Annotated in this window: 21 protein-coding genes and 1 CRISPR repeat array; of the genes, 8 read left to right on the top strand and 13 right to left on the bottom strand. The window is 39.1% G+C overall.

Annotated features, from left to right (window positions below):
- Nucleotides 1-7 precede the first annotated feature (7 nt).
- Nucleotides 8-298, top strand: a complete 291-nt coding sequence (gene cas2 / locus FLK20_RS06235; protein WP_152655682.1) for a CRISPR-associated endonuclease Cas2 — start codon at nt 8-10, stop codon at nt 296-298.
- A gap of 185 nt (nt 299-483) precedes the next feature.
- Nucleotides 484-2,234: a CRISPR direct-repeat array (repeat unit 32 nt; unit sequence ATCGTACCCTATATGGGTGCGTGGATTGAAAT).
- Between the two features lie 178 nt (nt 2,235-2,412).
- Here cas2 and FLK20_RS06230 read toward each other — a convergent pair.
- From FLK20_RS06230 to FLK20_RS06220, 3 genes are all read right to left on the bottom strand, one after another.
- Nucleotides 2,413-3,369: a hydroxymethylglutaryl-CoA lyase gene (locus FLK20_RS06230; RefSeq protein ID WP_227994872.1), complete on the bottom strand. Its 957-nt coding sequence runs from the start codon at nt 3,367-3,369 to the stop codon at nt 2,413-2,415.
- Nucleotides 3,370-3,429: 60 nt separating this feature from the next.
- Nucleotides 3,430-4,638 (bottom strand): CaiB/BaiF CoA transferase family protein, encoded by a 1,209-nt coding sequence (locus FLK20_RS06225; protein ID WP_152655681.1) that lies wholly within the window; start codon nt 4,636-4,638, stop codon nt 3,430-3,432.
- A gap of 178 nt (nt 4,639-4,816) precedes the next feature.
- On the bottom strand, nt 4,817-5,566 hold the full coding sequence (locus tag FLK20_RS06220; RefSeq protein ID WP_152655680.1) for an IclR family transcriptional regulator: 750 nt from the start codon (nt 5,564-5,566) through the stop codon (nt 4,817-4,819).
- A gap of 479 nt (nt 5,567-6,045) precedes the next feature.
- Here FLK20_RS06220 and FLK20_RS06215 point away from each other — a divergent pair, with 479 nt between their 5' ends.
- The 5 genes from FLK20_RS06215 to FLK20_RS06195 all read left to right on the top strand — a co-directional run bounded on the left by FLK20_RS06215 (nt 6,046) and on the right by FLK20_RS06195 (nt 11,379).
- Entirely contained in the window at nt 6,046-7,092 is a 1,047-nt protein-coding gene (locus FLK20_RS06215; RefSeq protein WP_152655679.1) for a Bug family tripartite tricarboxylate transporter substrate binding protein, read from the top strand.
- Between the two features lie 16 nt (nt 7,093-7,108).
- A complete protein-coding gene (locus tag FLK20_RS06210) occupies nt 7,109-8,146 on the top strand; it encodes a tripartite tricarboxylate transporter substrate binding protein (protein WP_152655678.1) in 1,038 nt (345 codons plus the stop codon).
- Between the two features lie 68 nt (nt 8,147-8,214).
- Nucleotides 8,215-8,721: a tripartite tricarboxylate transporter TctB family protein gene (locus FLK20_RS06205; RefSeq protein ID WP_152655677.1), complete on the top strand. Its 507-nt coding sequence runs from the start codon at nt 8,215-8,217 to the stop codon at nt 8,719-8,721.
- 12 nt (nt 8,722-8,733) lie between these two features.
- Nucleotides 8,734-10,233, top strand: a complete 1,500-nt coding sequence (locus FLK20_RS06200; RefSeq protein WP_152655676.1) for a tripartite tricarboxylate transporter permease — start codon at nt 8,734-8,736, stop codon at nt 10,231-10,233.
- A gap of 99 nt (nt 10,234-10,332) precedes the next feature.
- Nucleotides 10,333-11,379, top strand: coding sequence for a Gfo/Idh/MocA family protein (locus tag FLK20_RS06195; protein ID WP_152655675.1), 1,047 nt, complete (start codon nt 10,333-10,335; stop codon nt 11,377-11,379).
- A gap of 269 nt (nt 11,380-11,648) precedes the next feature.
- Here FLK20_RS06195 and FLK20_RS06190 read toward each other — a convergent pair whose 3' ends face one another.
- The 3 genes from FLK20_RS06190 to FLK20_RS06180 all read right to left on the bottom strand — a co-directional run bounded on the left by FLK20_RS06190 (nt 11,649) and on the right by FLK20_RS06180 (nt 15,970).
- Nucleotides 11,649-13,397 carry a thiamine pyrophosphate-binding protein gene (locus FLK20_RS06190; RefSeq protein WP_152655674.1) on the bottom strand — a complete coding sequence of 583 codons (1,749 nt, stop codon included), beginning with the start codon at nt 13,395-13,397 and terminating at the stop codon, nt 11,649-11,651.
- A gap of 75 nt (nt 13,398-13,472) precedes the next feature.
- The gene (locus tag FLK20_RS06185) at nt 13,473-14,480 is read right to left on the bottom strand and encodes a zinc-dependent alcohol dehydrogenase (protein WP_152655673.1); all 1,008 of its coding nucleotides are present in this window, start codon (nt 14,478-14,480) and stop codon (nt 13,473-13,475) included.
- 62 nt (nt 14,481-14,542) lie between these two features.
- Entirely contained in the window at nt 14,543-15,970 is a 1,428-nt protein-coding gene (locus tag FLK20_RS06180) for an aldehyde dehydrogenase family protein (protein ID WP_152655672.1), read from the bottom strand.
- A 236-nt stretch (nt 15,971-16,206) separates the two neighbouring features.
- Here FLK20_RS06180 and FLK20_RS06175 point away from each other — a divergent pair, with 236 nt between their 5' ends.
- Entirely contained in the window at nt 16,207-17,568 is a 1,362-nt protein-coding gene (locus FLK20_RS06175) for a hypothetical protein (RefSeq protein WP_152655671.1), read from the top strand.
- 194 nt (nt 17,569-17,762) lie between these two features.
- Nucleotides 17,763-18,776: a LacI family DNA-binding transcriptional regulator gene (locus tag FLK20_RS06170; RefSeq protein ID WP_152655670.1), complete on the top strand. Its 1,014-nt coding sequence runs from the start codon at nt 17,763-17,765 to the stop codon at nt 18,774-18,776.
- Between the two features lie 73 nt (nt 18,777-18,849).
- On the opposite strand, the gene aroD is transcribed toward FLK20_RS06170, so the two are convergent.
- From aroD to FLK20_RS06140, 7 genes are all read right to left on the bottom strand, one after another.
- Nucleotides 18,850-19,608, bottom strand: coding sequence for a type I 3-dehydroquinate dehydratase (gene aroD / locus FLK20_RS06165; protein WP_152655669.1), 759 nt, complete (start codon nt 19,606-19,608; stop codon nt 18,850-18,852).
- Nucleotides 19,609-19,660: 52 nt separating this feature from the next.
- A complete protein-coding gene (locus tag FLK20_RS06160) occupies nt 19,661-20,497 on the bottom strand; it encodes a sugar phosphate isomerase/epimerase family protein (RefSeq protein ID WP_152655668.1) in 837 nt (278 codons plus the stop codon).
- Nucleotides 20,498-20,947: 450 nt separating this feature from the next.
- Nucleotides 20,948-21,070, bottom strand: coding sequence for a hypothetical protein (locus tag FLK20_RS22100; protein WP_255473811.1), 123 nt, complete (start codon nt 21,068-21,070; stop codon nt 20,948-20,950).
- Complete coding sequence (locus tag FLK20_RS06155; protein WP_152655667.1) at nt 21,070-22,293, bottom strand: helix-turn-helix domain-containing protein; 1,224 nt, start codon at nt 22,291-22,293, stop codon at nt 21,070-21,072. Before FLK20_RS06155 ends, FLK20_RS22100 begins: the two co-directional genes overlap by 1 nt.
- Nucleotides 22,294-22,568: 275 nt before the next feature.
- Nucleotides 22,569-24,020, bottom strand: coding sequence for a carbon starvation CstA family protein (locus FLK20_RS06150; RefSeq protein WP_152655666.1), 1,452 nt, complete (start codon nt 24,018-24,020; stop codon nt 22,569-22,571).
- Between the two features lie 152 nt (nt 24,021-24,172).
- On the bottom strand, nt 24,173-24,904 hold the full coding sequence (locus FLK20_RS06145) for a LytR/AlgR family response regulator transcription factor (protein ID WP_152655665.1): 732 nt from the start codon (nt 24,902-24,904) through the stop codon (nt 24,173-24,175).
- A complete protein-coding gene (locus FLK20_RS06140; RefSeq protein WP_152655664.1) occupies nt 24,892-26,643 on the bottom strand; it encodes a sensor histidine kinase in 1,752 nt (583 codons plus the stop codon). The genes FLK20_RS06145 and FLK20_RS06140 overlap by 13 nt, the downstream gene beginning before the upstream one ends.
- Between the last annotated feature and the right edge of the window lie 108 nt (nt 26,644-26,751).

The raw sequence follows: 26,751 nt of genomic DNA, 5'->3' as shown, positions 1-26,751 counted from the left end.
GTGAAATATGTTAATTGTAGTTACTTATGATGTGAGCACTTCTAGTTCTGGTGGTGAAAAGCGACTTAGGAAAGTAGCAAAGCTTTGCCAAAATTATGGTCAACGTGTCCAGAATTCTGTTTTTGAATGTATTGTAAACAGCACACAATATACTATTTTAAAAAATGAAATCCTTGCTATAATTGATAAGGAGCAAGATAGTATTCGACTTTATCGGCTGGGTGATAATCACAAATCGAAAGTCGAGCACTTTGGTGTTAAAGAATCATTAGATTTAGAAGGTCCTTTGGTTTTCTAATTAAATTTTGTTAAATGGTGCTAACCTTAGGCGAACATGGATTACTAGGGAGGTTAGCACCTGTTGATTTATAAGGGGTTTAGGCTATCCTAAGCTGAAATTCAATGGATTTTAAGTTTAAAAATTGGGGGTTAGCACTTTTAAGGCTATAAACCCTTGTTGTATATGGGCGTGTACTATGCGCTATCGTACCCTATATGGGTGCGTGGATTGAAATTCCATTTTGCACATGCTACCATAAAAATGTTCCATCGTACCCTATATGGGTGCGTGGATTGAAATATCCGATCATATTGAAAGTCAACATGAATCATCATCGTACCCTATATGGGTGCGTGGATTGAAATAGAATTCATGGCAAAAGATTGGAAAGGGGTGATTATCGTACCCTAGAGGGGTGCGTGGATTGAAATTTCATTTTGCACATGCTACCATAAATATGTTCCATCATACCCTATATGGGTGCGTGGATTGATATATCCGATCATATTGAAAGTCAACATGAATCATCATCGTTCCCGAGATGGGTGCGTGGATTGAAATAGAACTCATGGTAAAATATTGGAAAGGGGTGAGTATCGTACCCTATATGGGTGCGTGGATTGAAATAGAATTCATGGTAAAATATTGGAAAGGGGTGATTATCGTACCCTATATGGGTGCGTGGATTGAAATTTTGCGAAGCTGTGCAAGGCACTCTACTTGCCAGTATCGTACCCTATATGGGTGCGTGGATTGAAATATCAATTATAATTAAATACCTGACTGCATCTTCAAAATCGTACCCTATATGGGTGCGTGGATTGAAATTTTTCATCCACCACCCTTACACATTTTTTAAATATCGTACCCTATATGGGTGCGTGGATTGAAATCCATTTCTTTTTCTATATCCAGCATCATTTCCTGATCGTACCCTATATGGGTGCGTGGATTGAAATTTTTCATCCACCACCCTTACACATTTTTTAAATATCGTACCCTATATGGGTGCGTGGATTGAAATCCATTTCTTTTTCTATATCCAGCATCATTTCCTGATCGTACCCTATATGGGTGCGTGGATTGAAATTACTCTCCTCCCTCCCTTAAAACTAATTTATGGTATCGTACCCTATATGGGTGCGTGGATTGAAATTGTTAGTGAAGGACAGTCTGTTACACATTATGTAATCGTACCCTATATGGGTGCGTGGATTGAAATCTTTCTCGGCCATGATAATTGGTTTCGGCGGCTTATCGTACCCTATATGGGTGCGTGGATTGAAATCTTTCTTGGCCTTGATATTTGGTTTCGGCGGCTTATCGTACCCTATATGGGGGCGTGGATTGAAATGGATAGAATAAAAAAGTGACTACCTTTGTCAGTAATCGTACCCTATACGGGTGCGTGGATTGAAATCTTTCTTGGCCTTGATATTTGGTTTCGGCGGCTTATCGTACCCTATATGGGGGCGTGGATTGAAATGGATAAAATAAACAAGTGACTACCTTTGACAGTGATCGTACCCTATATGGGTGCGTGGATTGAAATGGATAAAATAAAAAAGTGACTACCTTTGACAGTAATCGTACCCTATATGGGTGCGTGGATTGAAATCTCAATGCTTTCTGTTGTATAACGTTCAAAGAACGTATCGTACCCTATATGGGTGCGTGGATTGAAATAAAATCTTCGGTGAATTTTTGCCATCGCGGCATATATCGTACCCTATATGGGTGCGTGGATTGAAATATTAAGAAAAGAAATCTCTCCATTGTGCCTAAATGATCGTACCCTATATGGGTGCGTGGATTGAAATAAAATCTTCGGTGAATTTTTGCCATCGCGGCATATATCGTACCCTATATGGGTGCGTGGATTGAAATTTTAAGAAAAGAAATCTCTCCATTGTGCCTAAATGATCGTACCCTATATGGGTGCGTGGATTGAAATAGCTGTAACGGGGAAAGAGAAGAGCCTTTTGTACATCGTACCCTATATGGATAATTGAAATACCAATAAAACAAACCCACACAAAAGAGAAACCCGAACCACTATGAAAAAATCAGTCCGGATTTCTCTTTTGTTAAAATATCTCTATTTTAATCTCTCATCATAACCCTATCTTCCCTCATTCATCTATCTTCTTCTGTCTGGTCGGCTTATCATGTAATCGAGAGGTTGGTCCTGCTGTCAGCATGTAGCTATCACCCTTCACTTTTAATAAATCAAGTGTATCTTTGGCGACCTTGATCACTTCATCTAAATTGACATTCGTGTGAATCCCCATTTCTTCAAGCATATGAACGAGGTCTTCCGTTGCTACATTTCCAGTCGCATTAGGTAAATAAGGGCAGCCGCCAATGCCGGCGATCGAACTATCATACAGTGTTACGCCCTGTTGCAGAGCAGCAAAAGTATTCGCAAGGGCAGCTCCACGAGTATTATGAAAATGCATAGAATAGGCAACCTGCGGGAACTCCTCTTTTAATATTCCCAATGTATCATATACTTGTACTGGCTGTGCCATCCCAGTTGAGTCTGCAAGTGAAATTTCACGAACTCCCATGTCGACATAACGTTTAATGATTTCTATTAACCGCTCGACTGGTACAGTTCCCTCAAAAGGGCAGCCAAATGCCACAGATATCGATCCCATCACCGTGATATTTCGCGAATCAGCATATTCAAAAATAGGAGTCAGCTTTTCTTGTGCATTTGCTACGGTATCATTTGCATTTGATAAACTATGAGAATCCGTAGCAGAGAGCATTGTTTTCAATTTTTTTACTCCTGCATTTACTGCCCGCTCTGCTCCCCTTAAATTTGGAACCAGCGCACGTACATCAACACCTTCCAGCTGATCAACCACGGATGTAACGACTTCTTCAGCATCCTTTAATTGGGGAATTGCTTTCGGATGGACAAAAGAGGTAATCTCTAATGAAGGAATCCCCGTCTGTACTAAGCTTTTCACCATTTTTATTTTATCTTCCGTCTGAATCCAGTCAGAAACCGCTTGCAAACCATCGCGTGGGGCAACTTCACAAATGGTTACTTTTTTGGGCAATAAAATCTTTTTATCCAAATTAAATCACTCCATATTTGATTATATTTTTCATCCACTTTCCTTTCTCCATAACTCCCTCTAAATAACCCCTTGCTCCTTTAAAACATTTATTTCTTGTTCTGAGAACCCTAACAGCTCTCCTAATATCTCATGATTATGCTCCCCTAATTCCGGAGCGCGATGGCGGATTGAACCCGGTGTTTTTGAGAATTTCGGGACAATACCAGGAACCTTCACCTTTCCTAACCGGGGATGTTCTACTTCCACAATATTCTCTCTCTCCTTAAACTGCGGATCATTAAAAATATCCTCAATGGTCAAAATAGGGCTTACTGGAACACCATGGGCATCAAGCAGCTCCGTTAATTCTTTTTGGGTATACTGACGAATCCAGTTTGAAACAATTTCCTGCACAGCATCATCATTTTTTAAACGCACCGCATTGGTATAATAGCGATCATCCTCCAGCATATCTTCACGCCCCATCGCCCCGGCAAGTCTATCAAACGTAGAATCAGTGCTGCACACAAGCACAACAAACTTCCCATCTTTTGTCGCATACGTTCCGGCTGGACTGGAATGGCCTGATAAGCCTGGACTTCTATCACGAACTACTTTATTTTGATCATACTCCGCAATTAAAAATTCCAGCATTCTAAAAATAGCTTCATATAAACCCATCTCTACAACCTGTCCTTCTTTTTCTTCCCCTGTATCACGATGATACAAAGCAGCAACTGCGGCAAATGCAACATAGATTCCAGTAATATAATCAAGTAAAGAATAAGAAGGACTTACAGGCGGACGATCTGGATAACCTTGAATAGCAGTATGTCCACTAAATGCTGTGGCAGGTGTACCAAAACCAGCTTTTTCACGATAAGGACCCGTTTGCCCATAACCAGAAACACGCACCATCACTAAATCCGGGTTTTCCTTCTTTAACTCCTCATAGCCAAGATCCCATTTTTCTAATGTTCCTGGACGAAAATTTTCTATTAAAATATCTGATTCAGCAATTAATTGTTTAAAGATTTTTTTTCCTTCACTTTTACGAATATCTAACGTTAAAGATTTTTTATTGCGTGCAAGTCCAGGCCAGCGTAAGGCTTCTCCATCCTTCCAGGGTCCCACCGTACGTAATGTATCACCCTTATTAGGCAATTCAATTTTTATCACTTCCGCTCCAAAATCAGCAAGTAATGTTGCGCCAAATGGAGCCGCAATCATGGTAGATATGTCTAAAATTTTAATTCCTGTTAAAGGACCGAAATTTTTAGTATTCACTTTTATCCTCTCCCCAATTTTATAATTGATTTTTTATGAGAAGCGTGCCTCCTCTGATATGGTAAGTACCTCATTTTTATGTTGGTGTCGTAAGCTCCGTTAAAAAATATATTTTATTAAAATACGATGCAACTTCAAACATAGTCACCCCTTATGTAATCCCTTTCATTTCGTTATTTTATAAGGAATATCCCATATTTGTAGATATTTCTAACGCTGCCGCAACAAGAATTGTTTTTAAGTCTGACTTTTTACTCGGATTATATCGATGCGCCGGGCCTGATACAGACAATGCTGCAATCATATTCCCATTAATATCAAAAATAGGAGCAGCAGCAGCAGAAGTGCCAGCCTCTCTTTCTTCTATGCTTTCCACATACCTTTCATCAACAATTTGATGTAGCTCAGCTAATAAATCCTGCTTACTCTTAATCATTATTTGCTTTGCAATTATTTCATTGATAAATGCTTGAGGCTGATATGCGAGCAATATTTTTCCACTGGCTCCAACGGTCAATGGCAGCTTTTGCCCAACCTGCACCATATGTTTAACCGATTGTAAGCTTTCAAACTGCTGAATACAAACACGATTCTCTCCGTCTAACACGTACAGGTTGATCGTTTCCTTCAATTGTTCTCGCAAACGCAGCATCGTCGCTTTGGAAACCTCCTTTATCTCTATTGATCTGCCTGCCGCATGGCCTAAAAAATAAAGTTCCTTCCCCAGCCGATACTTTCCGGAAGCTGCTTCTCTCTCAACAAAGTTGTTTTCCTCCAGTGTGGCAAGCAACCTTGTCGCGGTAGATTTGGCTAGATCCGTTTTTTCTGAAATCTCTGTCAGCGTCAGCTCATCATTCTTCTCACCAAAGCTTTTAAGAATATCTATCGCCCGCTGAACGGAACGGATTATCTGTGGATTATTTTCCATCTTCAAAGACTCCCTCCCCAGTTTCTATTTAACGGAACTGAGTTCTGTACAATAGAATTATATTTTTTAGTTTATATCATATATAAATGTTTTTCAATGCTTTTCACCAAGATTATATATTCAAGTTTAAAAACCTTTAGATATTTAAACCTTAACCGTTCATATTGAAATGAGCGTATTTTTATAAAGAATATTGCCTTCATAGTAATAAAATAGCTCTCCTCTTCTATCCTTATTCATTCTACTAATTTAGAAAAGATAGAAAATTCAACTCATTTTAGTAATGACATTCAAAATCATTTATGTTAGAATACTTTTATCATCAAATTCCATTTAAGAGAATCGAGTTTCTCTTAGTGGAATTATAATTACCACAAAAAGTAACCGCTTTCAATTAAATCAGATTGGAGGGAGCTCGTAAAAAGGTTTTCGTTTATTTTTTCATCATAAAACAGTTAAGAAAAGGTAGGTTGATTTTAATGAATAAATATTTTACAAAAAGGCGTTTTCTCATTTATTGCACTGCTATTTTCTTCTTTATTTTGGCAGCCTGCAGCAGCAATGATAGTAGTGGCGCGAGTGAAGACAATTTCCCTGAAAAAGATATTAATGGTATTATACAATGGGGGGAAGGCGGAGCAACTGATATTATTTCCCGGACGCTTGCAAGTGTTGCAGAAGATGAGATTGGTGCCTCCCTTGTTATGCAAAATAGAACAGGTGCTACAGGAGCAATTGCTACACAATATGTTTATGACCAGGCAGCGGATGGATACACATTATTATTCGGCGCTGAAAATCCAAACCTCTATCAAATACTAGATATTTCTGAGAGAGATTACATGAATGACTTTGTTCCAGTAACTATTATTGGGCAAAGTTATGCCGGAATCGTAGTAAATGCTGATTCTGATTTTGAGACATTAGAAGACTTAGTTGCTTATGCTGAGGAGAATCCCAGTAATTTATTAATGGGAACATCAGGAGAAGGCGGTTTACCGCACGTTGCAAGTGCTATGTTAAGAAATGAGCTTAATATTGAGTTCAATCCAATTCCTTATGATGGAGATGGACCATTAGCAGTTGCTTTACTAGGAAATGAAATTGATGTCACGGTACTTGCTGTTTCAGCTGCACAAGAATATATTGATTCTGGGGATTTTAAAATGTTAGCAGTTCTCAATAATGACTCATTAGATTCTATCCCTGACGTGCAGCCAATAACAGAGATTTACCCACAGTTTGAGACATACCTGCCTTGGGGACCTTTCCAGGGAATTTTCGCACACAAGGATACACCAGAGGAAATTGTCCAAAAATTAAGTGATGGATTTGATGCAGCACAGAACAATGAAGCGTTCACGGAGAGACTGACTGATTTAGGTGTAGATCCTTTAAACCTTCATGGTGAAGATGCTATCGAATTTGTCCAGGCAAATCAATCAACATCTGCGTGGATGCTTTATGAAGCTGGAGAAACAGACATCTCTCCAGAAGAATTAGGTATACCCCCAGTAGAGAAATAATATTGGAGGAAACATCATGAAAATAAAATCTTCAAAGACAACAGCTCTATTATTTATCTTAATTATATCCCTACTATCTGCGTGTGGTTCTAATAGCAGTGCGGATAATACGGGAAATAATTATCCGGAAAAAGATATTGACGGTATTATTATGTGGGGAGAAGGCGGAGCAACTGATATTATTGGCAGAACTTTAGCCCCTATTGTAGAAAAGGAAATTGGCAGCTCACTTGTAATGCAAAATAGAGCAGGAGCCGCTGGTGCGATTGCAACTCAATATGTATATGATCAGGCAGCAGACGGATACACGTTATTGTTCGGAGCTGAAAACCCAAATTTATATCAGGTCTTAGATATTTCTGAACGCAGTTATCAAGAAGATTTTGTCCCGGTATCTGTTATCGCTAACTCTTTTGCAGGAATTATTGTAAAAGAAGATTCACCTTACCAGACTTTAGAAGATTTAGTGAATCATGCAGCTGAAAACCCGAATGATTTAATTTTTGGTACAACTGGAGAGGGTGGCCTCCCAAATGTTGTACTGGCTATGCTGCACAATGAATTTGGTACGGAATTTAGAACTGTTCCATATGATGGGGAAGGGCCTGTCACTACAGCTTTATTAGGTGGAGAAATTGATGCAACTACTGTCACAATTTCTGCCGCACAGGATTATGTCGAATCAGGTGATTTCCGAATGCTGGCAGTAATCAATGACGAGGAAATCGAAGCACTTCCTGATGTACCGGCAATTACAGATATTTATCCTGAAATTGATAAATATCTACCTTGGGGACCTTTCCAAGCTGTATTTGCTCACAAAGATACGCCTGAGGATGTATTAGCAAAACTAACTGAATCTTTCGAAGTTGCCATTGATACCAGTGATTTCAGAACAACATTAGAAAACCTGGGAATGGAATATTTAAATATTAGCGGGCAAGAAGCCATTGATTACATTGAGCAAAATCGCTCTACATCAGCATGGATGCTCTATGAAGCTGGGGAAACAGACATCTCTCCAGAAGAGTTTGGTATTCCACAGCCTGAATAATGGGAATATTTTAAGTTGCTCTGCTTTGATGCAGATTGTATACCCCTACTTAAAAGGAGGAGTTGAACGTGCAAACATTAAAAGCAATGGCTCCCGGGTTAACAATGATTATTGTTGGTCTCGTCTTTTTGAGTCAGACCTTTGTAATGGAAAGAGCCTCATTGTTTGATCCTGCTGGTGGAAGTTTTCTGCCAGCTCTTATTACTATTGTGATGATCATAACTGGAGTCATTGTTATCATTCAAGACCAAGTTAAGAAAAAAGCAAAAACATCTATGATGGAAACAACGGCAGAAGAAAACTTAGAAAATGAAGCACAACATGCTGATGGAGCAGAAGACATTCAAATGACGTGGAAACAATATGCGTTTATATTCATCTATTTTGTATTGACGATACTTTATGTTTTATCCATATCTATACTGCCTTTTAGTGTAGCGACCTGTCTTTTCTTAATCATAAGTATGATTTATTTAAGAGGAGTATCCTGGAAAACAAATATCCTCGTCTCTATAGGAAGTGTTATCGTTTTTTACTTAGTCTTTACAAGATTGTTCCACATCATTTTTCCATAAGGGGCGTTGATCATGGAAGCTATTCAACAATTTCTTATACCATTTTTAGATCTTAATTTATTATTTCTCGTTGCAGCCGGAACTTTCGGCGGGATTATTCTTGGCGCTATTCCCGGTCTCTCTGTTACCTTATGCATTGCATTAATTCTATCTCTTACTTACTCATGGGAGCTATTAGATGCATTAGCTCTTATGCTGGGAGTTTATTTTGGCGGCGTATTTGGCGGTTCGCGTGCCTCCATCTTAATTAATATGCCGGGAGGTCCATCCAACGTTGCTACATCATTTGATGGCTATCCCTTAGCACAAAAAGGGGAAGCGAGAATGGCGCTGACACTTTCAACCATCTATTCTTTTGTCGGCGGGATTATCGGGGTTATTGTATTGGCAACCCTTGCCCCTTTAGTGGCATCTGTAGCAATTAATTTTGGTCAGCGGGATTATTTGCTGCTTGCGCTGCTTGGGTTACTACTCGTCGGCAGTCTTAGTAAAGGAGCAACTGCAAAAGGAATTTTCGCCGCAGGTGCCGGAATCCTTGTAGGCCTTGTCGGCATGGACACGATTGGCGGCGGAGCCCGATTTACCTTTGGTTCCTTAGAATTAATGAGCGGTGTTAATTTTATCGTTGCTTTACTTGGATTATTCGGTATGTCAGAGATTTTATTTCAACTTAGAACGCTTAACCAAAAAGGGGTTGCCTCTTTTTTGAAAAAGACGGTTTTTCCGCCTCTTCGTTTTATACTTAAATTTTTACCAATATCACTGCGTGTTTCTATTATTGGTGTTTTTGTCGGGGCTCTCCCGGGAGCAGGTGGAGAAATTGCTGCTCTACTGGGATATGACCATGCGAAACAAACCGTTAAAAAACCAAATCGCAAGTTTGGTGAGGGCGCGTATGAAGGGGTTATTGCTCCGGAAGCGGCAAATAGTGCTGCGATTGGCGGAGCACTCATCCCACTTTTAACATTAGGGATTCCCGGAGATGCTGTAACAGCTATTTTTATCGGGGCATTATTTATCCATGGCTTACAGCCCGGACCGCTTTTGATGGAGCAAAGTGGTGACTTATTCTGGGTAATGGTTGGTTCCTCGGTGCTGGCAAATGTTTTCCTATTAATCTTTGGTTTACTCGTTGTTTCGATCTTTATCAAAATTGTCACTGTGCCTAAGCAAGTTTTATTACCAATCATTGCTGTTATTACTGTGATTGGCTCCTACTCCATTAATAACAGTATCACGGATGTATACTGGATGCTTGGCTTCGGAATCATTGGTTTCATCATGAAAATCAACAAATTTCCTGTTGCCCCTCTTGTTCTCGGGATTATACTGGGTCCATTAATCGATACCTCTTTCCGAAGAGCGTATATGGGATCAGACGGCTTTGGAGATTTTCTATTCGGATTTGTCAATACACCGATCACATTGATTCTGACAATTGTCTTTATCTTTACGATGCTGGGTCAAACAAATATATTTACAACGATTAAAGGCAAGCTGAAAAAAGGGTAAGGTATTTCTTCCCTTTTCTTGCTGCTGTATTATATTTATTTAATCGTAACATAGTACCACAGGATAGCTGGTGCTTATCCGTGAAAAATCATTTTAGAGGTGATACACATAGATATTAAAATTGCTGTTATTGGACTGAATCATGGCTATAAATTTGCAAATGATATATTAAAAATGGATGGTGTTTCTTTAGTCGGCGTAGCTGGTAATGATACGTTAGCCAGTATGCGGGCAAAGAAGCTGCAAGTCCCTTTATTTACGGATTATAAAGACTTATTGGAACAATGCGACATGGATGGAGCCATTATCACATTGCCTAATCACCTTCACGCAGAGGCTGTTCAGCAATGTGCCCTGAAAGGGATAGCAGCACTTGTCGAAAAACCAATTGCTCCAACCATCGAAGCAGGGCAGGCGATCATTCAATATGCTCAAACAGCTGATATTCCGCTGCTGGTCGGCCACCATCGCCGCTTTTCTAATAAAGTAAATAAAATAAAAGAGATTATTACTTCTGGACTTCTTGGCGATTTAGTCGGTGTCCATATGATGTTTGCCCTTGCAAAGGATCATGCCTATTTTACCGAAGACTGGCGTATCACGAAGGGCGGCGGTCCCTTATTAATCAACGCCGCGCATGATATAGACAATATAAGGTATATTACTGGACTGACCATTGATCGGGTATATGCTGCAAGTCGAAATCAAATTAGAAATAATAAAGTGGAGGATGCAGCTTCCATTCTTCTTGAAACAAAGGAAGGACCAACCATGACCTATTTTGTTTCTGATGGCGTTCCCTCCCCCTGGTCATATGAACTGACAGCAGGAGAAAACCCGAAATATCCACAGAATCAAAGCGACTGTTATTTCTTTTTTGGAACCAAAGGGAGTATCGCATTTCCAAGTATGCAGATACATACATATGATGAGAAGCAGCATGGCTGGGATTATCCATTGCACACTAAAAAAATACATGTGGATGACAATGATCCTATGACAGCAGAGCTTCATCATTTTATTGACGTCATCAAAAATAAGGCTGCTCCCCGCGTTACAGGAGAGGATGCACTGGAAACATTAAAAGTTGTCTTAGCCATCAAACAGGCTGCTGATGAGAAGGAAATTGTAAGTATAAAAAAATAAGGTAATTTTTAAAACAGTTGATCTTTGATACAGGAAGGGGATCAACTGTTTTAACGTTTTCCCCCTATCCCCCTATAATATCTTTCTATTAGCCTGTTAATTACCCGTTTACCCATTCCTTACCCTTCATCCTTTTCCTGATCTAAGCATTAGAGCATCAGTTGATTTTATACTGTTTTTCAAGCTTTCATAAAACAAAAAACCATATGAAATCAATTTAAATCCTTGACTCCATATGGTTAAAAAATTATTTTTAGCTTTTCAACGAATCATTTCACACTCACATGATGAACTTCTTTACCTGGCGAATAAATATCCATAATGTTCCAATGTCCATCTGTAGGTACCGGGTTATTGATCATTGGTACATCAAGGACAACCGGTTTATTCAGCTGAATGGCTTTTTCAAGAGCGGGCTTAAATTCATCCGCAGCGTTAATTTTAATTCCTTCGACACCATAGGCTTTTGCAACCGCAGCAAAGTCCGTAGATTTCTCAAAAACAGTGCCAAATGTCGTATCATAGTGAGCTTTTTGTAAACCGGCGATTGTTCCAAAGGATGAATTATTCATAATAACCCAAATCACCGGGATATTCTCCTCTGCAGCTGTTGCTAATAAAGCAGGGTTTTGTCCGAAACCCCCATCTCCTACCAGTGAAATAACAACACTATCTGGGTCAGCAATTTTAACTCCCAAGGCAGCAGGTGCACCGAATCCCATCGTTGCAAAACCACCAGGTGTAAGGATACTGCCAGCTTTATAAATTGGGAATTGCTGTCCAACACCATTTTTATTCCAGCCTACATCGGTGGTAATGTACGTATTTTCCGGAATAACTTCCTCTACATCTGCTAAAATTCGTTGTGGCATCAATGGGAAGCTGTTATCCTTTCTAAGCTCTTCATTACTTGCCTGGAAGGCTTTTCGATTTTCAGCTATTTCTTTTCTGATGCTTTCATTGGAAATTCCTTCTGGATACAGTTCTTTTGCTACACGATTTAAAACCGTCAATGCCTGTTTTAAATCTGCTACTACACCCATTTCCACCGGATAATTACGGCCAATCTCATTAGCATCAATATCGATTTGGATAAGCTTTGTTTTCGGAATATCAAAGGTATATGCCGGCTCCCATGAGCTGCTGTCGGCTTCTGCAAATTGTGTTCCCAAGGCAAAAATCGTATCTGCTGTACGAGTTTTTTCGTTAATAAATTTCGTACCCCAGAACCCTGTCATCCCAAGTGTTAAATCACTGTCATCGGATACAACCCCTTTTCCCATAAGAGAATGGGCAACAGGAATATCAAAATGCTCATGAAACGCTCGCAGCTCTTCAGCAGCATCAGCAAGGATGACACCACCGCCTGCATAAATAACTGGATTTTTCGAATGGACCAGCTTCTCAATAATTTCTTTCGCTGTTACATCACTAATTGATGGCTTTGTAATGGAGCGTGTATGATGTTTTACACGTTCAAATAATGCGGAATCAATCTCTTTTGAGAAAATATCCATTGGAACGGAAATTAAAACCGGACCAGGTCTGCCTGTCTCTGCCAGTTGAAATGCTTTTTCAATGATTTCCGGCATTAAATCCGGACGATCCACCCGCCATGCTCTTTTTACAAATGGACGATAAATTTCATATTGTGAGGCATCGCTGTGCAAGTTTACTTCCTGATGCGGATGCTTTCCATAAAAGTGACTGGGAATATCTCCGGCAATAACCACCATCGGAATTGAATCGAGTGCGGCATTTGCGACACCTGTTGCTGCATTCGTAAGCCCAGGACCTAAGTGACTTAAAAGAACAGATGCTTCTTTTTTAACACGTGCATAGCCATCAGCCATATGCGCAGAAATTTGTTCATGTCTTACATTGACGAATTTAATAGAGCTGTTCTCCAGTTGCGAAAGAAAAGCAATATTCGTATGACCACAAAGCCCAAAAATATGCTCTACACCACGATCCTCTAAATAATCAATTAATAAATTTGAAACGAGTGCTTTAGACATTTCACTTCCTCCTTATTATTTTTATGCATGTATTCATGTCCTGAAATTCCTGTGCCTTTTAACCGGCAAAAAATTTCAGGTAGACGATATTGATTCATCAAAGCTCAAAATAATTTTCCGATAATCTCCAGACACTGCCTTTTCATATGCTTCCGAAAAATGGTTAATTGAAATAATTTCTGAAATAATTGGTTCCACGTGGAAGGAAGCATCTAATAAATAATCAATACTTTTTGTAAAGTCATCAGGAACATTGTAAATAATTGAGCCATAGACAGTAATTTCTTTGCGGACGAGCGTTACGACCGGTATTTCTGCTGTTGGCGGCAGACCTATTGCAACGATTGCTCCGCCTGGTTTCACGATTTCAATACATTGTTCAAAGGCAGATTTTACACCAGCAACCTCCATGACCACATCGAATTGATTGTCACTTACTTCCTCCGGCCTGCAAATCTCTATATTTGGATAATGCTGCTTTGCTTTATTTAATTTTTCATCGTTAATATCGACCGCCGTAATTTTTGCGCCATAGTAGCTTGCAAGTGCAACAGCCAACATTCCTTCTGTGCCGCAGCCAACAATTGCAATGGCTGTATCTTTGGTAACGGATACTTTTTTAAACGCATGAACAATGACGGCAAGCGGCTCAATAAAAATAGCACGTTCATTTACTAATGCATCAGGAACCTCAATAACATATTGAGAAGAAATAATAAATTCCTCCGAAAAGCCCCCTTGATTATTAATTCCTAATGATTTTTTACCCGAGCATATATTGGCGTTTCCTGCCTGACATTGTTCGCATGTTCCACAATAGGAATTAGGCTGCACAACCACGCGCTGGCCGACTTTTAGACCTGCTTTAGCCCCTGCTTCCACCACTTCTCCCAATATCTCATGTCCTGGAATAACTGGATAATGGGCATGTGTTAATTTTCCCTGATAAACAGCTATATCAGAACCACAGATTCCGCCATAGATGACTCTGATTTTGACATCATCGTCATGTAACCTTTCTTGAACAGGGACATCTATCCAAGTGAGCTGACCAGGCTTTTCTAAATATAATCCATTGACCATAAGCTCCCCCCTTAGTTATAGGTTTTTTCATGTTACGAAAATTTATATTTTGCCGTAGAAAATCAATCCAGCCGCAAAACGATCATTTTAGATTCCGTCAGCTCCTGTACAGCATAACGGGGACCTTCTCTCCCAATTCCGCTATGCTTCACACCGCCATACGGCCAATGATCAAGCCGGAAATTAGATGTGCCATTAATAATCACACCACCAACCTCCATATCATTAGCAACCTGATACGCCAGATCAATTTTATTGGTGAAAATCCCAACTTGCAGCCCAAATGAAGAATTATCTGCTTCTGAAACGGCTTCATCCAGCTGTGCATATGGAATAACACTGACAATTGGTCCAAATACCTCTTCACAAACAACTTTCGCCTTTTTGGGAGGATTTTTTAGAACAGTCGGTACGACCGATGCCCCTCTCTTCTCTGCACCATGTAAAATTTCTGCCCCTAATTTCACCGCTTCATCAATCCACAGCATAATTCGATCCGCTGCTTCGTCATTTACCAATGTTCCAACATCTGTAGCTGGATCTAGCGGATCGCCAACTTGCAGCTTTGCTACTTCACTTACCAGCTTTTGCGTAAATTCCTCTATTACTTTTTCATGTACATAAATTCGTTGTACTGAAATACAGCTCTGCCCGGAATTGCTATATCCCGTTCGCGCGCACTGAGCAGCTGCGCGTGTTAAGTCCGCATCCTCATGTACAATTGTTGCTGCATTTCCGCCCAGCTCATACAGCTGCTTTTTTATCCCGGCCAGACTGGCAATATTTTTACTTGCAACAATGCCGCCAGTAAATGAAATAACATTGACTCTATCATCACTTACAATTTGCTGCCCAGCTTCAACGCCACCTAAAATCATATGAACTGCCTGCTTGGGAAAGCCGGCTTCCAATAACAGCTGTAGCAAAGCTGTTGCGATTAAGGTTGTTTGTGGAGCAGGCTTTAAAATAGTCACGTTCCCTCCAGCAAACGCCGGACCAATTTTATGACAAACTAAATTTAACGGTGCATTGAATGGTGTAATCGCCGCCACAACACCAATTGGGACGCGATACGTTGAAGCCATCGTATTCGTTCCACGTGAGGAGACATCTCCCGGAAGTGTCTCCCCATATAGCCGTTTTGCTTCTTCAGCTGAAAGCTCCAGTGTTTCTATCGATCGATCAACTTCATCTAAAGTATTTTTTAATGGCTTCCCAAGTTCAGTAGACAAAAGCTTCGCAAAGGCTTCTTTACGATCTGCCAGTAAAAAAGCTGCTTTCTGCAATATTTTTGCCCTGTGATTGGATGAGATTTTTTTTACTTCTTTCTTGCCCTGATAAGACGCTGCCAATGCCCGCTCTACATCATCCTTTGTCGCAAGATATTGGACACCAATTTTTTCCCCTGAATATGGATTGATAATATCCACCTTACTTCGATCTGACTCCAGCCATTCTCCCTCTACAAAAGAACTCGCAGTAGAAATCATTATTTCATCACCTCTATTTGAAATTGTATCGATCTAATTTTTCTATTGATTTTCACTGTATATAACTTAGAATAATAGATATATATCTTTTTATTAGATCGATCTAATTGTAACCGTTATCATAATAATACACTAGTCCAAATGAAATTTCAAACAAATTTTTGGAAAGTTTTTGATCTGCTAAAAATTATATTAATTATGCTTTATATAGTGTTTACTTTTTAAGGAGGATTTCGATGCTTCGTTTATACATATATACTACATTAATTATTCTGTATATTATTGCAACATTATGGGAGAATACATTGTTACTGCAAGCAATAGGAGTGATTGCAAATCTGGCAATCATTATTTCACTATTTTATGTACGGGGACTTTACTTATATTCAGGGATTTTATTTTATGTAACTGGCTTTATTATTTTTATCACTAGCGGACTCTCATGGGAGTTCTTTTTCCTGCAATTTGATTCCATGCTTGGGATTCTGTCCTTATTTATTATGCTGCCGTTTTTAAACTCTCTCATTATTGTCGGTAAATATGATAAGCATCTAAGCTCACTCCTTGAATACAAGGTTCAAAATACTGGCGATTTATATAAGAGAGGCAGCTTGGTAACTCATATGCTGGGGTTATTTCTGAATATCGCAACCATTCCATTAGTATTAAAATCTCTCAGTACATCGTTAAAAGCATTCCCTAAAGAAAAAAAGGACAAATTTTTCACACAAAATTTGCTGCGGGCATATGCACTTTGCCTTATGTGGAGCCCGATGGAAATTATGATTATTCAATCACTAGAAATTACTGGTGAAGATTATTTATTCCTTATTCCCTTTTTAATACTATTTTCTATTACGATGCTGGCACTTGATGCCACTCTGGGTAAAAGACGATATGCCCATCTGCCGATACAGCAAAACGGAAAAACAATTTCGATAACACCTATTCTGAAGAAAATCAGGGAGCTTTTTCTATTATTACTCTTACTTGTATTGACAGTGACGATCCTCAATTATTCGATCAATCAAGGATACCTTTTTTCATTGGTTTTATTAATCATACCTATATCACTTATCTGGGCTTGGGGTATTCGAAAATGGAAACGTTATCTGCTCTATACAATTCCTCATTGGAAAACGAAAGCAAAAGGCCAAGCGCACTTCTTTTTTATGTTTTTATCAGCAGGCTTTTTCGTAAATATGGTTGCAGAAACAGCAGTGCTTGCATTTCTACAGGAGGTTTACAGACCATTTTCTGAACAGATCTTTATCGTATTTAGTTTTATTGGGATTTATTTTTTGATTACTTCATTTATTGGTTTTCATCCGCTTGTTTCGATTGTATTGCTGGGAGAAATTCTGCGACCGATATTGCCGGATATTACAGGGATTCCTTTAACATTTGTTTTAATAACCTGCAGCTTAAGCACCGTTATGTACAGTCCATTTAATGTGTCCCTTTCTATTTTATCCAGTGAAATGAATCAAAACTCGTACAAGCTCAGTCTATGGAATCTTCCTTTTTCTTTATTTCTGATCGGAGCTGCTATTCTTTTTGCTTATGCACTGCATGTGATTTCATCGCTTCTTTTTTAAAATGTGAAAAATGATTTTCATCACGTTTCATTGTTTGTCGGATCAAAAAACCTTATAATAAATGATAGACTTAAAAGTACAGAGTGAACGGAAGATCTTCTCGTTTTCAGCGCTCAGATTGCTAGATAATTCACAATCATGCTCTATATCACAGAATAAAAGAGCGTTCTTTGACAAGATTGGAGGGAACACTTATGACACTAAAACCATCACGTCGTATAACTTTACAAGATGTTGCAAAGCATGCTGGTGTTTCCCGGGCGACAGCATCATTAATCGTTCGCAACAGTCCAAAAGTAGCAGCGAAGACAAGAGAAAAAGTTTTAAAAAGCATGGATGAACTAGGCTATGTTTATGATCGTGTAGCTGCAAATCTGCGCTCACAGAGCTCTTCCACTATCGGAACAATCATTACCGATGTTGGCAACACTTTTTTTTCCCAGTTTTTACTTGGCGTCCATCGTGAATTAGAAAAATACGGTTATACTGTCTTACTGGGAACAACATTCGACTCCTTAAAAAACCAGGATCGGCTTATTTCAACAATGCTGGAAAATCGGGTTGGCGGGATTTTACTATGCCCTGTTTCTACGAGTTCAACCGAAACCGTAGAGCGTCTAAAAAAACTGGATATTCCAGTTGTTGTAGGGATTCGTGAATTAACGGATCTGACCTGTGATTTTGTCGGTTTGAACTACCAGGCTGGAGCTTATCTGGCCGTAAACCATTTAATCGAAAAGGGGCATCAGCGAATCGCCTTTATCGGCGGGATTTCCAACTCAACAACTTGGATAGAACGAATGGAAGGATACCGTACTGCACATGAGGAAGCAGGATTACCTGTTGATGATTCTCTCATACTGGATAGCGCCCCTACCAGAGAAGGTGGAGTAGAAGCTATTCAAAGGCTGATGCAGCAAGATAATCCGCCAAAAGCCATTTTCTGTTTCAGTGATTTAATTGCCTTTGGCGTAATTATCGGGCTTCGCAAAATGGGCTTCACCCCCGGTAAGGATGTAGACATTGTCGGCTTCGACAATATTCCGGAAGCTGAAATCTCTTATCCGCCGCTTACGACTGTTTCCTCTTTTGCAAAAAAAACCGGAACGACCGCAGCAAATCTGCTGCATAAACGAATCAATCACCCAAACGAGGCAAGGCAGCGGATTATTATTGAACCCGAGTTGATTAAACGGAATTCCTTTTAAGACGAAAAGATGTCTAGCAAAACCAGCTAAACATCTTTTCATTTTTCAAGTGCATGGGATGAAGAATGTACGTCTATCCCCATTTCGGTACTAATTCCTGCATTAATTTAATTGTTTCCCGCAATTTCTTCACAGGTATTTGTCCAGGCGCAGAGAGCTCTACTCCGACACCAAATGTAATGATTGAACCATAAGCCCAGCCAATCACTCTGCTTAATCCGCCAACATCTCCCATTGACATGGACACTACAGGTACATCCAGCAGCTCATCCATATCTTTTGTTACCTCTAATAAACGTAATACATCTGCCTGTACTTCCGGCATCACAGCAAACTTTACAATATCTGCACCAAGCTCTTCTGCTTTCTTTGCCCGCTCCTTTATTTCCTCATTTTCCGGTGTTTTGCTAAAATTATGATACGATAAAATAAGCTGTTTATGATTCTCTTTAGAAGCTTTGCGTATCTCTTTTACATAATTCTCTTCATTAGACGTCTCATAATCAACAAATTCTGCTTCTGTTCTTCTGCAAACCTCTTTGATTAGACGAACTTTCTCCTCCTCCGTCAGTGAAATACGTTCTCCCCCTTCATGCACGGAACGGATCGTAAAAAGAAGGGGGATTTCTGTTTTCTTTTTTATCTCCCCTACTATATCTAGAGTTTCTTCCACATCGCCTAGATTTGCAAAGAAATCAGCGCGCCATTCAATTAAATCCGGTGATTGTGGAATGATACTTTCAAGCTGACTCAGCAGTTCTTCTTTTGTTTTTCCTGTTAAAGGGGTGCATATATACGGTATCTTTTTATCCTTGAAATATGTCGTTGTCATTATATTTCACTCCAACTCTTATTATTTTTTGAATAATTGGAACATTTATCCTTTAGTATTCTAATTGTTTATGCTGGCGTGGATATTTCTTAAAATATTCTTTCGCCTTTACTAAACAGCGGCGTGCAAACTCCTCATATCCCAATAAGTCTGATTGCTGTTTATTCGGCAGCTCAATCGAATATGGTACTTGTGGAATACTGTTGACAATACTTGCAACATCTATCCCGCCTTCCCCTACATAAGAACGGCCTTCACGAATAATCCGGACCAGCTCCTTGTGCTCAGCAGGTATTTCTCCCGGTGCGTCACAGAGATGTACAAAGCGGAACAGCTCCTCAGGAACCTTACGAAGATCTGCCACGGTATCATGTGAACGATGAAAATGATGAATATCAATCATTAGACCAGCGTTATCTTTGTTAACTGTATGCAATATATCCAGTACCCCAGCCAAATTGGTGACGCTTGCAATAGGAACAAATTCCAACTCAACAGTTAATCCATATTGATCTGCCAAATCACACAGCTTGGCAAACTGCTCGATGTAATAAGAACGATCATCTGACCAAATACTGCTTAGCACATGGCGCGCACCCAGCTCAGCAGCTGCTTCAAATTCCGCTTCATATTGCATTGGGTTCACACCATCCGCAATACGTGCAAGTTCAATATCCAGCAGTCCCAGTCCTGTATCCTGTAAAGCTTTTTTTGTATCACGCAGCAATGTTTTGTTTGTTGCTAGTGAAAAATTAGATTCTCCTGCCAATCCCATATTTATTGGCCGAAGACTGACAAAGTCATAGCCTGCCCTTGCAGCCATATAAGTCATTTCTGGTGGTGGAGTATTTATCACCGTTAAGTAAGCCAATGAAAATTGTTGTTCCACTTCCATACCCCCTCAATTAATTAGATGATCTGATACAATCCCCAATAATTTAAAAACATCTTTCACCGATAATCATTAAAATTGGATCGATCTAATTTTAGAATAAAATCCCCTCTATAGGCTAGTTTAATTTTACATATATTTATATTGAAAAAATTCTACACACCTTACAGATTAATTATACTATCATTTTAGATCGATCTAATGAAAGCGCTTATATTTATAATACAATACAAAATATAAAGTTTCAATCTAAAATATTTTAAATGTAGTTATGAAGCTTAAGGAAAAACATCTTTATTTCCGACTATTCTATGCTAAATCTATATCCTTATCTGTCTTTTCAGTACACATGTTATCCTTTTCCTAACGTGCAAAAAAGCTATCATATACCAACCAGCTGGCACAAGATAGCTTTTTTCATCATTCGTATAGAAGACTGCATGCCTCTTAAGAGTCTTTAGGATCAAGACTATGCGTTGAATCAGGATATTGAATCTCATCTGCACTTACAGTCATCGCTACGCTGAAAAAGGAGAACACTACCAATACAGCAATTAATAACCTCTTCATCAAACCCCTCCTTTCATATCCAGAGCATTTTTTATCTTAAAATAAGCTTGTTTGTATTGCTTATTTTTAGAATAATAATCGGATAATATTACATGATATTTAATCAGGGCATCCGTATCATTTTTTTCTTTAAAAAATGGAATAGCTACTTTTTCTAAATACTCTTGAACGTCCTCTTCTCTTAACCTTAATAGAAGTACATGAAATTTAATTATGTATTCCTTGAGATTAAACTTTTTAGCCTCTATTTCTCCTTTTGCAATATAATATGCTGTTTTTTCTTTATTTTCCATTCTCAAATATAATTCAGCTAATGCATACATTGTTTTCACATTATGTTTCCCTTCGATAAAGAGGCTTTGTTGATAATAATGAATCGCTTTCTCAAGCTCTTGCTTTTTTTCAAAAGCAAGTCCTATATTATTATAAACTTTCCGAAGTAGGTCTTTATCATCTTTGATAACTTTCTCTATACGATAATAATAGTCAATTGCCTCATCATAATTTTTCATCTTAAAGTAATTAATCCCCAACAAAAAATAACAAACTGTACATTGTTTAAAGTTCATTTCTTGTAAATACGCATTCAATGCTTTTTCTAAATGTTGAATGGACTTATACATGTTATCTTTCCGGCTATAGACCAGGGACAGTTCATAATGAATATCTGCTTTATATGGGTAATTCAAAGAGTTTGCCAGTCCCAGATATAACTCTAATGCTGCATCATAATTACCAGTTGCATAATAGTATAAACCACATACTCTATTATATAAAGGCATAATTTTTAAGCTATTAAAATCTTGCAAAGATTCCGCCTCTTGGAACTTTTCTTCTGCTTCTTCCAATGTTGAAAAACCTAACGCAAATCGTAATTCAATTAAACTGATTATCAGCTTCATACCTGGATCTGTTGAATTTTCAAATTCCTTCAAAAATGCTTGATAGGCTTCTTTCGCTGCCGTTTGATCTTCTTTAATTAGATTATAAATATTCTCCGCTTCTCGAATAACCTGATCATTCACAACTTCATTCGTTTGGGTTAATTCTTCAACTGTTACGCCAAATCTTTCCGCCAGCAAATGTAGAATCTCTTCATTAGGAACGACATTTCCATTTTCAATCTTGCTGTAGTAGGATACAGAACAAATACCCTCAACAATCTCATGCTGATTAGCATTCTGGTTATTTCGTAAGAATTTAAGCTTTTGCCCTAAATCCAAAATCCTCTCTCCTTCTCAAGAAATTTTCCCTACTCTAAATATAACATAATTTTAATAAAAAATATAAGTATTCTTTTTAATTTTAAGAGATATTTTTCATAGTATTAATTACTAATCAAACATCATCTTATAAAAAAAGAACAGCTGCGATAACCCAAAAAATATTAATTACTTATTATTCCTATTCTAAGAAAGGAATAGACATACTGAATCACGCAAAAAACCTGCTGTTCCAATACTGACAACAGCAGGTTTTTTGATCCGCCATCTGGTTGTTAAGATGCTTGCTTCCAATCCGAAACATCCACTTCAAGCGGAATATTATTTGCCCTCGCTTTTTGAGCTGCCTTAAAGAAAAGTACTACCAGAATAGCTGCACCAATAAATCCGCCGCCCCAGGAAATATTCATCGGCAAATTAAATCCGATTGGCTGTGACAGGATATACGTAATTACCATGATTAGCATAAACGTTCCCGGAACCAGTGCTACAAAGTAATTCTTTCGGGCAATATACAAATACATGGAAGCAACAAACAAAGCGATAACCGCTGTTGACTGGTTTGCCCAGTTAAAATAACGCCATAATAAGTTAAAATCAATTTGCGTTAAAACAACAGATACCGTAAATAGCGGAAGTGCGATCCACAAACGGCTGGAGAACTTTTTTTGAGCAATCTTTAAATAATCTGCAATAATCATACGTGCACTTCGGAAAGCAGTATCTCCTGATGTAATAGGAAGTACAATAACACCTAGCACAGCAAGGGTTCCGCCGATTGCTCCCAGCAATGTTGTCGATGCCTCGCTGACAATAGCTCCAGGTCCGCCTGCTGCTAAAATTTCATTTAATCCATTATAGCCGTTAAACATACTCATGGCAGCTGCGGCCCAGATCATCGCAATAATCCCTTCTGCAATCATCATGCCATAGAAAATTTTGCGCCCTTCTTTTTCTCTTCTTGTCGTACGTGAGATAATTGGTGTTTGCGTGGCATGAAAGCCGGATAAAGCACCGCAGGAAATAGTAAAGAATAATAAAGGTAAAATAGCTGCTCCCTCCGGATGAAAGTTTTGGAAGGAAAGCTCTGGAATCGGAGCTCCTGTCACAACTAAACCGATTCCCACACCAAGCGCGCTGATTAAAAGTAAAGCGCCAAAATACGGGTACAGTCTGCCGATAATTTTATCGACAGGAAGTAGTGTAGCTAAAATATAATAAGCAAAAATAAATGCAATAAAAATCCATAAAGCTACGCGTCCATCTGACAATAAATGAAGCAGGCTTGCCGGAGTAGAAACAAATACAGTTCCAACTAATAATAAGAGTAATACTGCAAATCCGTTTACAACATGCTTCATAACCTTCCCTAAAAACTTACTCGCAAGCTCCGGCAAATGCGCTCCCCGGTTGCGAATGGAAATCATCCCTGTTAAATAATCATGCACTGCCCCTGCAAAAATACAACCTACAACGATCCAGATAAATGCTGCCGGACCATATAATGCCCCCATAATCGGACCAAATACCGGCCCAGTACCTGCAATATTCAAAAGCTGAATCAATGAGTTTTTTGGTGTGCTCATTGGAATATAGTCTACACCATCTCCATTCACATAAGCTGGGGTAGGACGATCTTCCTTTACCCCAAACATTTTCTCAATAAATTTCCCATACGTAAAATATCCAATAATTAATAAAATAACCCCCGCCAGAAATGTATACAAATTTTCTCCCCCTTTTACAAACTCTTTTATGAACGCGTTTTCATAAAGTATAAAATATACAAGACCGAAAGAGGGGGAATCCGGAACAAAAGGTTATTTTTACGAGTTATGATGCTCTTTTAAGTAATTAAGATGCATTTTAAAGGAAGATGTTAAATTTCTAATTTTGTACGTAATGCTTTTACATAATTTCTGCTGACAGATAATGTATCTTTACTTCCCTCCAGCTGCAGGTGATATGCTCCATTAAACCAGGGTGTTAATCGCTGAATATGCTCCAGGTTAACCAGGAAACTCTTATGAATCCGGAAAAATCCATACGTCAATAAACGGTTTTCCAGCTCCTTCAGTGGCATTTTCGTATCAAATTCACCTTGCTTTGTAACCAATTTTGTACGCTTCTCTATTCGTGACATATATAAAATATCCTGAAGCTCTAAATAATGAATATCTCCCTCCACCTCTACAGCCAGCTTTCCAAGTGTTTTCCCCTGATTTTCCTGTTCTGCGATACCCAGCTTTTTTTCCAGCCGCTGCATCGTTTCTTCAAGCTGCTCTTCATCATACGGCTTTAATAAATAATCTACCGCATCATATCGAAAGGCTTCCACAGCAAATTGCGGATATGCTGTTGCAAAGACAACAAGTGGCGGCTTTTTTAATTCCTGAATAGCTTTTGCCACTTCCATTCCGCTAACCTTAGGCATTTCTACATCCAAGAAAATAACATCTGGATGATGCTGTATCGTTTTCATTATTGCTTCTTCTCCGGATTCCGCTTCTTTAATGGATTGCACCTTTGAAAAAGAACATAATAAATGCTTCAATTCTTCCCGATTGTATGGCTCATCATCAACAATAAGCACGTGCATCAACTGATCCATTGTTCTTCTTCCTCCTTATCCGATAAGACAAAATAGATATTTGTTCCTTTACCTTTATTTGTTTCAACCTGAAGCAGAGCCTCTTCACCGAAGAGAATATTTAACCGGCGATTGACATTGTACAGCGCTAATCCACTTCCTGATCCCGAATCAATCGGTGTTCGGCGAATTTGATCGACTATTTTCTTCTCGATTCCCTTTCCATTATCCTTTACTCCGATATAAACACCATTTTGCTGTTTTTTAATGATTACCTCTAAAACACAGTCACTATCCTTGTCTTTAAATCCATGCATCATCGCATTCTCCACAATCGGCTGCAACGTCAAAGGAGGGATCATCTCTGATAAGACTTCCTCATCAATCTCATATCTGACCGTCAGCCTATCTTTAAATCGTTCCTCATATAACGATAGATAGGCTTGAACCTGTTTCAATTCCTGTTCTAAAGTCGTTATTTTTTGCGTTGTGGCGGATAAATTCTGCCTAATAAAATGCGACAGGGAAATCAGCATTTTTCTCGCTTTTACCGGATGAAGACGAACAAGCGATACAATAGTATTTAACGTATTAAATAAAAAATGTGGATGAATCTGTGCTTGAAGTGCTTTAATTTCTGCTTCTTTTGCCAAATGATATACCCTCTCCGCCTGACCGATTTCCAGCTGATGACTAATCATAGAGCTCAATCCGGTAATCAGCTCCATATTGACATTGGTTAAATCATTTTCGGATTGAAAATAAAACTTTAACGTACCAATGATTTCTCCCCGTTCTTTCAGAGGAGCAATCATAACAGCCTCCAATGGACAATCCTCATTCGTACAATGGATAGATTCTGATGTCGCCATTTGGATTTTGCCACTTTCTATTGTCTCCGATGTAATTTTTGTCTGAATTGGATTTTCCCGATGATGATGATCATGTCCAAGTCCGATATGGGCAAGAATGGCCGTCTTATTAGTTATCGAGACAGCGCTTGTGTTCAGCTCTTTATGAATAATCCGGCAAACTGCCTCTGCTCCTCCTATATGAAGCCCATTCCGCAGATGAGCCAGTGTCTGGTCAGCGATTTTCAATGTTTTTTGAGCCTGCTCAGCACCAGCCTTCTCTTCTTCCCTCAACACACTCTTCATAATTAACAGCACCAGTACAGCTCCGATTCCATTGGCTAAAATCATCGGTATACCAATTAAATTGACCAGAGCCCACGCCTGCTCTACCGGACGGGCTAAAGCCAGGATGACAAGCATTTGGACAGCCTCCGCAATGGCTCCGACAAAAAAAGCTGTCCGCAGCTTAATCCGCTTATTTTTCTTGTAAAATAAGCTGGCGATCACCCCGGCAATCATGGTCGCGACACCACAAGCAATTGCTGTAAATCCTCCTAGTGTAAAACGATGCGCCCCCGCAATCACTGCAGCTCCAATCCCTACCTTAGGACCACCGAGCAGACCAGCGATAACAATACCGATCACTCTTGAATTAGCAATGGCTTCTTCCGTCATTAAGTCCGTTGCCCAGCGGTTAAATTGCAGACTGTCTGTGTTTACATTCAGTCCGGTATACGTTCCGACAATCCCAAAAAAGGCGAAAAACATAATAGCAGTAAGATTTTGCTGACGATTCAGCTGATCCTGATAGAACATTTTCCGGAAGAAGCGGAACCTTGTCAAAACAAATGCGATAGTTACAATAATTCCAACCCGCTCTACCAACGTAATTAATAACTCAAACATCGTCATGCCCCTTTCCGTTCCACCCATTCGAAAACGCTGTCATTATTATAGCAGTTTCCTGGATGTTTGAGAATTGGCCGCTATCTGCCATCAACAAACCATTCTAAT

Origin of the sequence: Oceanobacillus sp. CFH 90083, from assembly GCF_009389585.1 — a bacterium.
In the GTDB taxonomy this organism is placed as follows: domain Bacteria; phylum Bacillota; class Bacilli; order Bacillales; family Amphibacillaceae; genus Oceanobacillus.
Note: the sequence above shows the minus strand (reverse complement) of the source record. Positions and strands in the feature narration are given on the sequence as shown.